15 protein-coding genes are annotated in these 13,481 nt (G+C 70.4%); 7 read left to right on the top strand and 8 right to left on the bottom strand.

All coding sequences use genetic code 11. From position 1 onward, the window contains the following. Positions 1-84: 84 nt before the first annotated feature. Both ACG04R_RS22020 and ACG04R_RS22015 read left to right on the top strand, forming a co-directional pair. Positions 85-1,404, top strand: a complete 1,320-nt coding sequence (locus ACG04R_RS22020; protein WP_394415773.1) for a hypothetical protein — start codon at positions 85-87, stop codon at positions 1,402-1,404. Between the two features lie 14 nt (positions 1,405-1,418). Next, positions 1,419-1,982, top strand: a complete 564-nt coding sequence (locus tag ACG04R_RS22015; RefSeq protein ID WP_394415772.1) for an Lcl domain-containing protein — start codon at positions 1,419-1,421, stop codon at positions 1,980-1,982. A 9-nt stretch (positions 1,983-1,991) separates the two neighbouring features. On the opposite strand, the gene ACG04R_RS22010 is transcribed toward ACG04R_RS22015, so the two are convergent. Continuing rightward, positions 1,992-3,557, bottom strand: coding sequence for a methyl-accepting chemotaxis protein (locus ACG04R_RS22010; RefSeq protein WP_394415771.1), 1,566 nt, complete (start codon positions 3,555-3,557; stop codon positions 1,992-1,994). 184 nt (positions 3,558-3,741) lie between these two features. On the opposite strand from ACG04R_RS22010, the gene ACG04R_RS22005 reads away from it, so the two are divergent. Together ACG04R_RS22005 and ACG04R_RS22000 are read left to right on the top strand one after the other, a co-directional pair. Then, positions 3,742-4,077: a YnfA family protein gene (locus tag ACG04R_RS22005; protein ID WP_394415770.1), complete on the top strand. Its 336-nt coding sequence runs from the start codon at positions 3,742-3,744 to the stop codon at positions 4,075-4,077. Position 4,078: 1 nt separating this feature from the next. Further along, positions 4,079-4,960: an alpha/beta hydrolase family protein gene (locus ACG04R_RS22000; RefSeq protein ID WP_394415769.1), complete on the top strand. Its 882-nt coding sequence runs from the start codon at positions 4,079-4,081 to the stop codon at positions 4,958-4,960. 3 nt (positions 4,961-4,963) lie between these two features. Here ACG04R_RS22000 and ACG04R_RS21995 read toward each other — a convergent pair whose 3' ends face one another. Next, the gene (locus ACG04R_RS21995; protein WP_394415768.1) at positions 4,964-6,121 is read right to left on the bottom strand and encodes a serine hydrolase domain-containing protein; all 1,158 of its coding nucleotides are present in this window, start codon (positions 6,119-6,121) and stop codon (positions 4,964-4,966) included. A gap of 345 nt (positions 6,122-6,466) precedes the next feature. On the opposite strand from ACG04R_RS21995, the gene ACG04R_RS21990 reads away from it, so the two are divergent. Further along, on the top strand, positions 6,467-7,018 hold the full coding sequence (locus ACG04R_RS21990; RefSeq protein ID WP_394415767.1) for a GNAT family N-acetyltransferase: 552 nt from the start codon (positions 6,467-6,469) through the stop codon (positions 7,016-7,018). Continuing rightward, positions 7,011-7,397, top strand: a complete 387-nt coding sequence (locus tag ACG04R_RS21985) for a nuclear transport factor 2 family protein (RefSeq protein WP_394415766.1) — start codon at positions 7,011-7,013, stop codon at positions 7,395-7,397. Before ACG04R_RS21990 ends, ACG04R_RS21985 begins: the two co-directional genes overlap by 8 nt. Before the next feature lie 10 nt (positions 7,398-7,407). Here the strand turns inward: ACG04R_RS21985 and ACG04R_RS21980 are convergent, their stop codons facing one another. From ACG04R_RS21980 to ACG04R_RS21970, 3 genes are all read right to left on the bottom strand, one after another. Continuing rightward, positions 7,408-8,562, bottom strand: coding sequence for an alpha-hydroxy acid oxidase (locus tag ACG04R_RS21980; protein WP_394415765.1), 1,155 nt, complete (start codon positions 8,560-8,562; stop codon positions 7,408-7,410). Positions 8,563-8,631: 69 nt separating this feature from the next. Beyond that, on the bottom strand, positions 8,632-9,552 hold the full coding sequence (locus ACG04R_RS21975; RefSeq protein WP_394415764.1) for a LysR substrate-binding domain-containing protein: 921 nt from the start codon (positions 9,550-9,552) through the stop codon (positions 8,632-8,634). A 44-nt stretch (positions 9,553-9,596) separates the two neighbouring features. After that, positions 9,597-10,373 carry a tetratricopeptide repeat protein gene (locus ACG04R_RS21970; protein ID WP_394415763.1) on the bottom strand — a complete coding sequence of 259 codons (777 nt, stop codon included), beginning with the start codon at positions 10,371-10,373 and terminating at the stop codon, positions 9,597-9,599. Positions 10,374-10,588: 215 nt separating this feature from the next. Between ACG04R_RS21970 and ACG04R_RS21965 the strand changes: the two genes are divergently transcribed. Beyond that, entirely contained in the window at positions 10,589-10,945 is a 357-nt protein-coding gene (locus ACG04R_RS21965) for an MmcQ/YjbR family DNA-binding protein (protein ID WP_394415762.1), read from the top strand. 20 nt (positions 10,946-10,965) lie between these two features. Here the strand turns inward: ACG04R_RS21965 and ACG04R_RS21960 are convergent, their stop codons facing one another. The 3 genes from ACG04R_RS21960 to ACG04R_RS21950 form a co-directional block, all read right to left on the bottom strand. Continuing rightward, a complete protein-coding gene (locus tag ACG04R_RS21960) occupies positions 10,966-11,355 on the bottom strand; it encodes a VOC family protein (RefSeq protein ID WP_394415761.1) in 390 nt (129 codons plus the stop codon). Positions 11,356-11,412: 57 nt separating this feature from the next. Beyond that, positions 11,413-12,723, bottom strand: a complete 1,311-nt coding sequence (locus ACG04R_RS21955) for an anthrax toxin-like adenylyl cyclase domain-containing protein (protein ID WP_394415760.1) — start codon at positions 12,721-12,723, stop codon at positions 11,413-11,415. A gap of 87 nt (positions 12,724-12,810) precedes the next feature. After that, the gene (locus ACG04R_RS21950; protein WP_394415759.1) at positions 12,811-13,458 is read right to left on the bottom strand and encodes a CAP domain-containing protein; all 648 of its coding nucleotides are present in this window, start codon (positions 13,456-13,458) and stop codon (positions 12,811-12,813) included. Positions 13,459-13,481 lie beyond the last annotated feature (23 nt).

Here is a 13,481-nt window from a genome sequence, read left to right as displayed (position 1 = left end):
TTGGTGGCGGCTTTGGGAGGGCGGGATGCCTGACACTACGACGAAGCAGCCGCCCGGATTTCGACAGCGGCCATCATCGCCGCCATGAATTTCCGCTCACTGCTTCTCCTGTCCGCGCTTGCCCTGACCGCCTGCGCCCCGCTGACGCCCCAGCAGCCATCCCCTGCCGAGAAGCGCTACACCGCCGCCGAGCTGCTGGCGCTGAAGCCCGCCGATTTCTCCTGGCCCGCCACGTCCGTCGACGGCGAACGCGCGCTGCGCGAGGCGGCGGTGGCCGACATCCGCGCCCGCCTCGCGCTGCCGGCCGGCCCCGAGCGCGATGCGGCGTTGCCCAAGCTGTTCGACCTCGTCGCGCAGTACAACGCCGAGATCCCCGCGGCCCGGCCGCTGTTGCTCGATGCGCTGCCGACGCTGGACCAGCGAGACCCCGAGTTCCAGCGCGCGCTGCTGACCGCCGCGCACACGCTCTATGCGCAGGACGCCGCGCCGCTGCTCTGGCCGCTGCTGCCGCAGCTGACGGCCAGCAAGCCCTTCGCCATCGCCGCCTACACGCTGCTGCAGGCCGACGGTGCCGCGGCCGACCGCCTGCGTGCGCTGGTGCCGCAGCAGTTCCCCGCCTGGGCCGACGACCCGCGGCTGACCGCCTTGATGCGTCGCCTCACGCCCTCCGCCGCCGTGCCGCCGCCTGTCCCAGAGCTGCTGGCCGCGCCGCTGCGGCCGGGCTTCCCGGCCATCGTCAGCCTGCAGCGCCCCGGCCGCCAGCAGCTGGGCTTGGCGCTGGTGCGTGCGGCCGATGGCCGCTTCGTGCGTGACGCGGCGGGCCAGCTGTTCACGTCGCCGCAGCTGGCGCTGGCGCGTACCGGCCTGCCGGGCACCCTCACCAACGGCAACACGCCGCAGGGCCTGTTCACGCTGGTCGGTGCCGGCACGGCCACCAACCCCAACATCGGCCCCACGCCGTACCTGCACACCAAGCTGCCCATCGAGGCCACGCCGGCCGAGTTCGAGCACGCCGAGGCCGCCGCCGACTGGAGCGAGGCCGTGTACGACAGCTTCCTGCCCGAGAGCTGGCGCGGCGTGTCGCCGCTCAAGGAAGCCTGGCTGGCCGGCCGCGCCGGCCGCGATGAGCTGCTGGTACACGGCAACACGATCAATCCGGCCTATTACGCCGGCAGCCCCTGGTTCCCCGGCGCGCCGCAGCAGGGCTGCCTGATTTCCAGCGAGGACTGGGACCCGGCCACCGGCCGTCTGCTCGCGAGCCGCCAGCTCACGCTCGCGCAGACCTACGCGGCGGCCAGCCCGCGTGCCGACCTGGCCGGCTATCTGATCGTCGTCGAACTGCCCGGCGACGGCCCCGTGACGCCGGCCGAAGCGCTGGCGCTGGTGACGGCGGCCGGCCGCTGAGGCAGGATGCGGTGATGCGCACCGCTGTCTTCACTGCCTTGCTGACTCTCGCCACGTTGGCCCGTGGCGCCGAACCGCCTCCCGCCGCGCCCGGCTTCGTGCCTGGCGCCGATGGCACGGAGTTGATCGACGCCGCCAGCGGCCAGGCCTGGTCGCGCTGCGTCGAAGGCATGCGCTGGGACGGCCACGCCTGCCAGGGCCAGCCGGCGCTGTTCACGCATGCCGAGGCACTGGCGATGGCGCGTGCGCGCAGCCAGGCCGATGGGCATGCCTGGCGCGTGCCGCGCGTGCCCGAGCTCAAGCATTTCGCCGACCGGCTGGCGCACGCACCGCAGCCCGCCACGCTGGCGCCGGCCGCGCCCCCGGGCTGGTACTGGACCAGCACCGTGCGCATCGAGAGCGAGTCCGTGAACCCCTATGCCTACCGCAACGTGCAGCGCGGCGTGACCGAGACGCAGGCCAACCGGCTGGTCGTGCAGGCCGGCTGGGCGGTGGACGCACGCAGCGGCGAGGTGCGTGGCGACATGCCCAAGCGCGAGCGCCTGCCGTTGCGTCTGGTGCGCAGCCTGAAAGACTGACCTCGCGCGTCAGGCCATGGCCGGCTCCGCCTTGAAGGCGGCGACGGCGCTGGAGAGCAGATCGGCCTGGTGCCGCAGGCTGGCGGCCGCGGCGGCGGCTTCCTCCACGAGCGCGGCGTTCTGCTGCGTGGTGGTGTCGAGCTGCTGCATGGCCCCGTCGATCTGCGACACGCCGGCGCTCTGCTCCGAGGCCTCCAGCGCGATCTGCGCGATGAGGCCGCTGACGCCTTCCACCTGCTCCACCACCTCGCGGATGGTGCCACCCACGCCGCCGATGAGGGCCGAGCCGCTGTCGATCTGCTCGACGGACTCGGTGATCAGCTGCTTGATCTGCTTGGCCGCCTCGGCGCTGCGCTGCGCCAGCGTGCGCACCTCGCTAGCCACCACGGCGAAGCCTCGGCCCTGTTCGCCGGCGCGTGCGGCCTCGACCGCGGCATTCAGCGCCAGGATGTTGGTCTGGAAGGCGATGCCGTCGATGACGCCGATGATGTCGGCGATGCGGCGGCTGGCCTGCTGGATGCCGCCGAAGGTCTGCACGACGTTGTCCATCGCGCTGCCTGTGCGGCGGGCCACCTGCACGGCGTCCTGCGCCCGGCGCTGGGCGTCCTGCGCATTGCCGGCAGTGCTTTGGATGGTGCTGTTGAGCTGCTCCATCGACGCAGCCGTCTGCTGCAGGCTGGAAGCCTGCTCCTCCGTGCGTGCGCTGAGGTCGTGGTTGCCCTGGGCGATCTGGCCGCTGGCGGTGGCCACGCTGTCGACACCCTGGCGCACCGTGTGCACGAGCTGGTTCAGCGTCTGGCGCATCGACTGCATCGAAGCCATCACGCTACCCGCGGGCGCGACTCGGGTGGTGGCCTGCAGCGTGAGGTCGCCCGATGCCACGCGGTTGGCCACGGCCGCCAGCTCGTGCGGTTCGGCCCCCAGCTGGCGGGTGATGCGGCGGGTGATCAGCGTCGTCGTGACGCTGGCGATCACGCCGCTGGCGATGCCCAGCAGCAGGATGAACAGCAGCTGTCGGTGGTTCTCCGCGCTGGCGTCCTCGTAGGTTTCCTTGGCCACGCGCACCTGCAGCGCCAGCAGGGATTCCAGGCTTTTCTCAGTGGGCGGCGAGAGGCGGCTCACCGCGCCGCCCAGCAACTCGCGGCTGGCGGCGTAGTCATGACGCCGCAGCGCTTCCGCGGCGGGGCGCAGGCCGTCGTCGACGTAGGCCTGCATGTCGCCGACCTGTTTTTTGGCTAGCAGCGCTTCCTCCGGCGTCAGGAAGGTGGCCATGTAATCGACCCAGCGTGCCTTGGCCGTGGCCCGGTTCGCGTCGAACTCGGCGAGGCGCTTCTCCGTGCGCGCCGCGTCCTCGGCCTGGGCGGCGTCGTTCAGGATGACGCGGTCACGCGTGGCCAGGTAGCGGATGTCGCCCAATTGCCCCATCGGCACCGTGCGGTCCTCGTAGACGCTCTTCATGGCGGCGTCCGAGCGGTCGAGCGCGCGCCAGGCGAAGCCGGCGATGAGCAAGAGCAGTGTCAGCAGCAGGCCGAAGCCCAGGATGAGTCGCTGGGCGACGGTGGTTTCTCGGCGCATGGGCTTCCTCTGGGTGACGATGGTTCGGAGCACGGCATTCAAGCCGGACGGGTCGGAATGCTGTTCAGTCTAGAAGTCGAGTCAGAAAAAATGAAATGCAAATGATAAATTTGATAAATGCAATGCGTGAAATGATGGCGTTCCCGCAGGATGAATGCGGGCAGCGGCGTGCCCACAATGACGCATGGACATGTTGAAGACCCTTGCACTCTTCGTCGTCACCGCACTGGCGGAGATCGTCGGCTGCTACCTGCCCTGGCTGTGGCTCAAGCAGGGCGGCTCGGCCTGGCTGGTGTTGCCGGGCGCGGCGAGCCTGGCGCTGTTCGCGTGGCTGCTGTCGCTGCATCCGACGGCCGCGGGCCGGGTCTATGCGGCCTACGGCGGCGTCTACATCGGCGTGGCCATCGTGTGGCTGATGGTGGTGGACCAGGTCAGGCCCACGACGACCGACTGGATCGGCGTGGCGCTGTGCCTGGCCGGCATGGCCGTCATCATGTGCGGCCCGCGGACGGCTGGCTGAGATGACGGCCGACCTCACGGCCGGTTGCCGGCTGGTTTCCTTTCGTGATGCGGTGCAGGGCGCCGACATCCCGCTGGTGCTGATGTACCCGGCCCGTGTCGCCGCCGTCACGCGGCAGTTCGGGCCCTACGACGTGAGCGCCGCGTGGGATGCCGAACCTGCGGGCGCGGGCCTGCCGCTGGTCGTCATCTCGCACGGCAACAACGGCTCGCCGTGGACGTTGCGCGATCTGGCGGCGCACCTGGCGCGGGCCGGTTTCGCAGTGGCGCTGCCGGAACACGTGGGGAACAGTCGCCACGACGCCAGCCTCGCCGGCACGCTGGCCAACCTGCGCAACCGGCCTCGGCATGTGTCGCTGGCCATCGATGCGGCGCGCGGCGATGCGCTGCTGGGGCCCTGCCTGGACCGCGGGCCGGTGGGGGCCGCGGGCCTGTCCATCGGCGGCTACACGGCGTTGGCCGCAGCCGGCGGGCGGCCTTGGTGTGGGCCGCACGAGTCGCCTGATGGCCATCCGCACCCGGTCGACGTGACGCCCGACGCCCGCATCGGTGCGCTGGTGCTGCTGGCGCCGGCCGTGTTCTGGTTCATGGCCGACGGCGCGTTGCGTGGCGTGACCCAGCCGATCCTGATGCGCACCGGCAGCCGCGATGCGGTCACGCCGGCCGAGCATGCCGCCACCGTGTTGAATGGCGTGCCCGACCCGGCGCGTGTCGCGCATGAAATGGTCGATGGCGCCGGCCACTTCTCCTTCCTCAGTGCGTTTCCGCCGGCCATGACGCGGCCAGACTTTCCACCCTCGCAGGACCCGCCCGGCTTCGATCGGCTCGCGTTGCAGCCGCAGCTGTTCGCGGACATCGCCGCCTTCCTGCGCCGTTCGCTGTGACGCTCAGTCCGCGAAGCGCAGGCTGCCGTACTCCCAGCGCCACGGCGCGCCGGTCTCGCCGAGGATGAACCCGACGAGGCGCGGGAAGGCCGCTTCGGCGCGCACGTCGTTGGCGAGGATGACGACGCAGCGCTTGTGCGCCTTGACGCAGACCCAGGTGTTGCCGGTGGCGTCGTCGTGCCCGCCCTTGTAGAAGCCCGGCCCCTGCGGCCCGTCGAAGACGACGACACCCAGCCCGGCAGCGAGGTCGGGGCGGCGCTGCTCCGGCGGCAACTCGGCCTGCAGCGTCGGGAACTGCGTGGCCGTCGTGATGGGCAACTGCGGCGACGTCAGCGCGGCCGCACCCGCCGCGGACAGGCCCTGTCCGTTGACGTAGCCGGCGGCCATGCGGGCCATGTCGGCGATGGTCGTGTCCATCGAGCCCGCCACGCGCACCCGGCGGCGCTCGTCGTGCGGCCGCGGCTGGCCGTCGCTGGTCCAGCCGTCGGCCAGGTTGGGGCGGAAGTCGGCTCGCCACGTCATGGCGGTGCGCGCCATGCGCAGCGGCTCGAACACGCGGCGCTGCATCTCGGCGCCGACGTCCAGCCCCAGCCCGCGCTCCAGCACGAACTGCAGCAGGGTCATGCCCGTGCCCGAATACGCGTAGCGCGTGCCCGGGTCGAAGTGAATGCGCAGCTTGCGGTCGGGTTCCAGCGAGACGAAGTTGGCGAACCCGCCGCTGTGCGTCAGCAGCATGCGCGCGGTCAGCGTGCGCCAGCGCTCGTCGCCGGCCAGGTCGCGCCAGGGGCCGTACCTGGCGTCCAGCGGGTAGTCGGGCAAGGGCCTGTCGAGGTAGGCGGCGAGCGGCCGGTCGAGGTCGAGCCGGCCTTCCTCCACCAGTTGCATCAGGGTGAAGGCGAACACGGTCTTGGTCAGCGAGGCGGCGTACATGACGGTGTCGGTCTGTAGCGGGGCGCCCACCGCGTTGCGCTTGCCGTAGGCGGCCACGTGGGTCACGCGCCCTTCGTCGACCACGGCGACCGCGAGGCCCTGGGCCTTCGTCACCCTCATCAGCCGCGCGACTTCGGCGTCGATGGCGGCGCCGGACGGCATGGCCGGCTGGGCCCAGGCTGTCAGCAGCGGCAGCGTGGCCAGCAGGCCGGCAAAACGGGTCAGTCGCATGGCACCTCCAGAGCGCAGCATAGGGCCTGTTCACGCTACGGGAGTAGGCCGCGAAGGCCCGCCGCCAGGGGCCAATCAAGGCGCGGCGCGCAGCCCGCATTGATATGCGGGCCAGCGGTGCAACGCTGAGTGGCCCCTGGCGGCGGGCCTTCCCTTCGGGTTGTGGCCAGAAAACCTGCGCGCGGCGTTGCAAATCCTTGCCGGGTATCGAACCCGGCTGCGGTTTGCGCCTTGCTCGCAGGCTTTCTGGTCACAACGCGGCCTGCTTCCGTAGCGTGAACAGGCCCTAGCGGATCTGCTGCGGTGATCGGGCATGCTGCCGAGGGCTGCTCCAATGCGGGTGCCATGCCCACCCTCCAGCTCATCCCGCCCACCCTCGACTGCGCCGACGAACTGCTGCGCTTCGAGACCGACAACCGCGCCTTCTTCGAGGCGCGCATCAACTCACGCCCCGCGGCCTACTACTCACCCGACGGCGTGCGCGCCGCCATCGTGCTGGCCGAGCGCGAGGCCGCGGAGGACAAGGGCTACCAGTTCCTCGTGCGCACCGACGCGGGCGAGCTGGTCGGCCGCGTGAACCTGATCGGCGTGAGGCGCACGCACTTTCAGATGGCCGACCTCGGCTACCGCATGGCCGAGTCCGCCTGCGGCAAGGGCTATGCGAGCGAGGCGGTGCGGCTGGTGCTGGAGAAGGCCTTCGGCGAGCTGGGCCTGGTGCGGCTGGAGGCCAACGCCCGCGTCGGCAACGAGGGTTCGATCAAGGTGCTGCTGCGCAACGGCTTCCGCGAGTTCGGCCGCTCGACGCAGAGCTTCCTGCTGGGCGGTGTCTGGTACGACCGCTTGCATTTCGAGCGGCGCGCCGGCGAAGGCCGCCCGGACAATGCGACGCATGGATGAGCTCTTGTTCGAATTGCAGCGCCTCGAGGTGACGCTGCACCATCCCGGCGTGCCTCTCGAAGAGGCTCGGCTGCAGGCGCTGCTGCATGCCGGCTTTCATGAGGTCGGTCGATCCGGCTTTCCGTACGACCGGCCGACGGTGCTGAGCTTCCTGGCGGAACAGGGCGAGGGGAACGGCGCGTTGGTCGATGTCGTGTCCGACGCCTTTGCCGTGCGTTCACTGGGCCCCGCGGCGGCCCTGCTGACCTACCGCTCGGCCCAGCGCCAGCCCGACGGCACGCTCACGCGGCACACGCTGCGTTCGTCGGTGTGGGTGAAGACGAGCGACGCCTGGCAGTTGCTCTACCACCAGGGCACGCCGGCCGGCACGCCCTGGTGACTCGGGCCGCTCAGGCAGTCGGGTAGGTCCCGGCCCTGAGGATGTCGCGTGTCACGTTCGTCAGCTGCGTGTGGCCGCAGAAGGCCATCGTCACGTCCAGCTCCTTGTGCAGGATGGCCAGCGCCTTGGCGACACCTTCCTCGCCCATCGCGCCCAGGCCGTAGACCATCGCCCGGCCGATCATCGTGCCGCGGGCACCCAGCGCCCAGGCCTTCAGCACATCCTGGCCGGAGCGGATACCGCCGTCCATCCAGACCTCGATCTGCGAGCCCACCTCGGCCACGATGGCGGGCAGCGCGTGGATGCTGCTCGGTGCGCCGTCCAGCTGGCGGCCGCCATGGTTGCTGACGACGATGGCATCCGCGCCGGCCTGCACGGCCAGCTTGGCGTCCTCGACTTCCATGATGCCCTTCAGGATCAGCTTGCCGCCCCACTTTTCCTTGACCCAGGCGACGTCGGCCCAGGACAGGCGCGGATCGAACTGCTCGTTGGTCCAGGCCGACAGCGAACGCATGTCGCTGACGCCCTTCACATGGCCCACGAGGTTGCGGAAGGTGTGGCGTTTCGTGCCAGCCATGCCCAGGCACCAGCGCGGCTTGGTGGCGAGGTTGATGATGTTGGCCAGCGTGGGCCGCGGCGGGGCGGTGAGGCCGTTCTTCAGGTCCTTGTGGCGCTGGCCGATGACCTGCAGGTCCAGCGTCAGCACCAGCGCCGAGCACTTGGCGGCGCGGGCGCGCTCGATCATGCGGGCCATCGCGTCGCGGTCGCGCATCATGTAGAGCTGGAACCAGAACGGCGCCGAGGTGTTCTCGGCGATGTCCTCGATGGAGCAGATGCTCATCGTCGACAGTGTGAACGGAATGCCGAACTTCTCGGCGGCACGCGCGGCATGGATCTCGCCGTCGGCGTGCTGCATGCCGGTCAGGCCCACCGGCGCGATGGCCACAGGCATCTTGGCGTCCTGGCCGATCATCTTCACGGCCGTGCTGCGGCCTTCCATGTTGACGGCCACGCGCTGGCGCAGCTTGATGGCCTGGAAGTCGCTTTCGTTGGCGCGGTAGGTGCCTTCGGTCCAGGAGCCGGAGTCGGCGTAGTCGTAGAACATGCGCGGCACGCGTTTCTCGGCGAGCTGGCGCAGGTCTTCGATGCGGGTGATGACGGGCATGGCGGGATCGCGGGGCTGGGAAAGACCGGCATGCTAGGCCGCCTCGCCCCGGCCGTGTCGGAAAAAACCTCAGCGGGCGCCGGAAGAGTTTTCCGCGCCGTCGAGCCCCTGGCAGTGGTTGCGCAGCCAGTTCGCGAACGCCTCGGCCGCCGGGCTGGGCCGGTGCATGACGAGGCCGTAGTGCCGCTCGGCCGGCACCGTCAGCGCGAACGGCTGCACCAGGGCGCCCTCGGCCAGCTCGTGGCGGGCCAGGCTCAGCCGCGCGAGCGCCACGCCCTGGCTGGCCAGCGCGGCGGCCAGCACCAGGCCCAGGTCGACGAGGCGGGGGCCGTCGTCCGGCTCGGGTGTGTCGGCCAGTCCCGCGGCGGCCAGCCACGGCGCCCAAGGCTGCAGCGGCGTGCGCAGCAGCGGCAGCGCCAGCAGGTCGGCGGGCGTTTGCAGCGGGGCGTGGCGGGCCAGCAGCGCCGGCGAGGCCAGTGGCGTGAGCCGGTCGTGCAGCAGCACCTGGTCGGCGGCGATGTCGTCTGGCACGGCGCCATGGCGGATCTCGACGTCCGCGCCCGCGTCGCCCTCGGCCAGCAGCGGCACTGACAGCGTCAGCTCCAGCTCGATGTGAGGATGGGCGGCCGTGAAGCCGGGCAGCGCAGGCACGATGAGCTGGCGCGCGAACGTCGGCGTGGAGCTGACGCGCAGCCGCTCGCGCCGCGGGCCGGCACGCTGGTGCAGCGGCATGGCCTGCAGCAGCGCCAGCGCCTGGCGCACCTGCGGCAGGTACTCGTGGCCGGCGGGCGTGAGGCTCAGGCCGCGGGGCGGCTGGCGCACGAACAGCGGCTGGTCCAGCCGCTCCTCCAGCCCGGCCACGCGCTTGGCGACGGCACTGGCCGTCAAAGCCAGTTCGGCCGCGGCAGCCTCGAAGCTGCCGGCGCGCGCCACGGCATCGAAGGCGAGCAGCGCGTCCAGCGACGGCAGGCGTATGGGGCGCAGGGTCATGCGGGCATCGTACCCAGCGGGTGGGTGCGGAGCGCCCCGGGGCGTCAGAACGTCAGCGTTGTCGGCCCGGCGTCGCGTGAGGGCGGGCGCAGGTAGCCCCCCAGCGTGCCTGCCATGGCGGCGACGACGCTGGCGGCAAACCGCCAGGCCTGTGGCTTGGTCGGGCTGGCCGCGGGGCGCGGCTTGGGCTGCGTGATTGCCTGCACCAGGGCCAGCTCCTGCTGGCGCTCCTGGATCAGGAAGATCAGCCGGTTCGCATCCGCGAAGCGCAGGGCCAGCGTGCGCACGGCCTTCAGCTCGCGCTTATGCACCAGCACGCCTTGTGGGCGCAGCGTGCAGCCGAGCGTGCGGCTGCGCAGGTACAGAGCCTTGGCGGCCAGTCGGTCGGGCAGGCAGCCCACGCCGGCGTACAGGCAGTTGGCGAGGTTGAAGGTGGCTTCGCCATGGCCCGCGGCGGCCGCCGCGATATAGGCCGACAGGCCGCGGGATTCATCGGCCGGGCCGCCGCGGCCGGTCATCAGCACGCGGCCGAACTGGAAGCGGCCGATGGCGCTGCCGCGCGCCGCCGCGCGCTCCAGCAGCACGCGGGCCTGCACCGGGTCGGCAGGCATGCCCAGACCTTCGAGCTGACACAGGCCCAGCATCGCCAGGCCGTCACCGTCGTTGGACTCCGCGGCCGCGCGGAACCAGCCGACGGCGCGACGGTAGTCGGGCGTCACAGCGGTGAAGAGGGCGAGCCCGTGCTCGACGGGATTGACCGGCGGCGACGTGAGCGTGGATGCCGTCGGGAGTTGGCCAAGGCCGGAATCTCGGGAATTCATCTTGCAAACGACTCGTGATGGAGGGCCGGGGTGTCCGGCGGCGACCAGCGTGGCCCTGGCTGCCGGACCGGATGGGACCGACAAGGCTCTACCGCGATTGTCTGCCATGCCTCGCGTCGGGCGGCCCCCGCGTGTGAGCGCGTGACGCAGCGATTTCCCGCAATGCGGATCGTTAGCGTGAGAATTGCACGCCAGCGGATCAATCACTCATCGCCATGAGTTTTTCAGCCCTCGCCCGATTCGCCATGGCGCTGCCCGGCGCCACGCAGGACATCAAGTGGGGCGCCGACTGGGTCGCCAGCGTCGGCGGCAAGATGTTTCTCGTTGGTGGCCCGCACCCGGGGACGTGGACGCACTGCAGCTTCAAGGTGGACGACCACCGTTTCCTGGAGCTGACCGGGCTGCCCGGCCTGGCACCCGCGCCTTACGCGGCGCGCTACCACTGGGTGGCCGTGTCGGACGCCAAGGCGCTGCCGCTGGCGGAACTGAAGGCGTTGGTGAAGCGCTCGCACGAACTGGTAGCGGGCAAGCTGCCAAAGAAGCTTCGCCTGAGCCTGGGAATCGGGGCCTGACGCCGCCCCGGTGGATTCGCTCACCGGCCGGCCGGCGGCTCCCACAGCTCCAGCTTGTTGCCTTCCGGGTCCATGACCCAGCCGAACTTGCCGTACTCGGACTCGTCCACCTTCTCCAGCACCTCGCAGCCTTCGGCCCGCAGCGCCGCCAGCAGCGCGTGCAGGTCCGCGACGCGGAAATTGATCATGAAGGGCGCGGTGCTCGGCGCGAAGTAGTCGGTGTCGGCCTTGAAGGGCGTCCACAGCGTCATGCCGGCACCGCCGGGGTTGTCCTCGGCCCACTGGAACTTGGCGCCGCCCCAGGGGCTGACGTTGATGCCGAGGTGGCGCTGGTACCACTCGTTCAGCGCCTTGGGGTCTTTGGACTTGAAGAATATGCCGCCGATGCCGGTGACGCGTTTCATGGGCATGCCCGCAAGAGTTCCTGGGGCCGACAGCGTAGCTTGCGGCAGGAAATTCGGCGAGCCTCAGACACCCCAGATCCAGTTCTTGGGCACGTAGTAGCCGGAGGCCTTCAACGCGTCCGCATAGGCCTTGAAGTCCGCGAGGTCCTCCAGCGTGCAGACGTCGCCGTAGCGGGCGCAGGGCTTGAAATGAGTCGAGAGAGCCGCGCCGCTGTAGATGGAGCGGGGCTGGAAGACCGTCAGCGGGAAGCCGTCGCCGTAGCTCTCGCCTTCCTTGATCGTCGTCATGTCGTCACGCGTCAGCGCACCGAAGGCGCGGTTGCGGTGTGACTCGGCGTTGTGGTGCACGCGTCGCCGCGAGGCGTTTTCTCCCACCGCGCCCATCGCGACGTTGAGTTCGTTGATGCAGCGCAGGATGCGTGGCGTGAGGTTGCCCATGTCGCCGTGCTCGCTGTGCAGCGAGGCGCCTCGGTAGGCGTCCGACTGCTGCTTGGTCAGCGCGCCGATGGCGCCGAGACGGGCGTCCTTGCGCAGCCCGAAATCGCCCTTGCGGCTTTGCGTGTTCAGCGACGGGTCGAGCACGTTGTCCATGCCCTGGCCGGCGCGGAAGGCGACGCCCTTGTGCAACTGGCCGTCGGCGTTCTGGATGCCGGCCTTGACGATGTCGCGCGGCGCAGCGCTGCCGTACTGCGCCCATGACGGGCAGATCGCGAACAGGTCGTAGTCGCCGGTCATCGGCAGGCCGGCGCCGATCTCGTTGGAGGTCATCACCTCGAAGGGAATGGACCGCTTGCCGTCCCTGTCCTTGTCGAGGATGGTGTTGATGTTGGGGATCAGCGAGCCGATCGGGTAGAGGCGGATCTCGAAGCTGCCGTCCGCCTGAGCCACGGCGCGGAAGGCGACGAGTTGCTTGTCGCCGCTGCGGCGGGCGATGAGGATCTTGTCCTTGCTGCCCGGCACGTCGTGGATGGCTTCCATGGCCGTGCGCTTCGGATTGCCTTCGGGCACGGTCAGCTGTTCCTGGATCTGCTCTCGCGTCAGCATCAGCGGCGTCTTGCCGGCGAAGCCGGAGTTCAGGCCCTTGATGTTCTCGCCCGTGCCTTTGGCCGCCTTGCCGGTGTCGTAGCCGACCTTGCTGTAGACGCCGTCGTAGGGCACCAGGCCGGCGTGCGGTCCCCAGTCGGAGCTCTTGCCCTTGACGTGGAAGTTCTTGCTCGGGTAGCCGCGGTTCAGCCAGCGCTTGGACCAGGGGCCGGTGGAGCGAAAGATGATGACCTCGTCCAGCCGGTCCGCCACGCGCTTGGTGGCCTCCATGTCGCTGCGGGTCATGCCGTTCTGGTTGTGGTCGAACGACGGACCGAATCCGAGAATCATGGGCTTCCCCAGGCGGTAGTGGCGGGCGCGGAGTCTAGCGCCGGGCCTTGGGGTCCTGGAAGGTCGCCGCGGCGACCGTGGGCGTGCCTAGCGCGGCGTGCCGAAATCCTGCGTCCAGTAGGTGCGATAGGTGTTGCTGGCACCGCCTGCCACGCAGGCCACGCCGATGTCCTTGTACGACGCGTTCATCAGGTTGGCGCAGTGGCCGTCGCTCTTCATCCAGGCATCGACGACGTCGGCCACCGTGGCCTGTCCGGCGGCGATGTTCTCGCCCAGGCCGCTCCACACATAGCCGGCGGCGGTGGCGCGGGTGCCCAGCGTGCTGCCGTCGCTGCCGGTGTGGCTGAAGTAGTTGTTCGCCACCATGTCGTCGCTGTGCGCTGCGGCGGCCTGGGTGAGGGTGGCGTTCCACGCCAGGTCCGGCGCCGCGGGGAAGCTGCCGTTGGCACCGCAGGTGGCGCCGGCACGCCGCCGGGCGTTGACGGCGGCCAGCATGTCGGTCTGGAAGTTGGCGAGATTGCAGGTCAGCCGCGTGCCGGCGGTGGTGACCGGCGTCGTGGTCGTGCCGCCCGTGGTGGTGCCCGTCGTGCTGGTGCTGCCGGCGCTGCCCGCATCCGCGTTGCCGCCACCACCACCACCGCCGCCGCAACCGGCCAGCGCCAGCAAGGCGGCCAGCGTGGCGAAGTGATGTGTCTTCCTTTGGGCGGGCGATGGGGCGGTACGACGGAGATTCATAGACTGCCAGCGTCGCACGCCAG

Source organism: Pelomonas candidula, from assembly GCF_043555985.1.
Classification (GTDB): Bacteria; Pseudomonadota; Gammaproteobacteria; order Burkholderiales; family Burkholderiaceae_C; genus Pelomonas; species Pelomonas candidula.
Note: the sequence above shows the minus strand (reverse complement) of the source record. Positions and strands in the feature narration are given on the sequence as shown.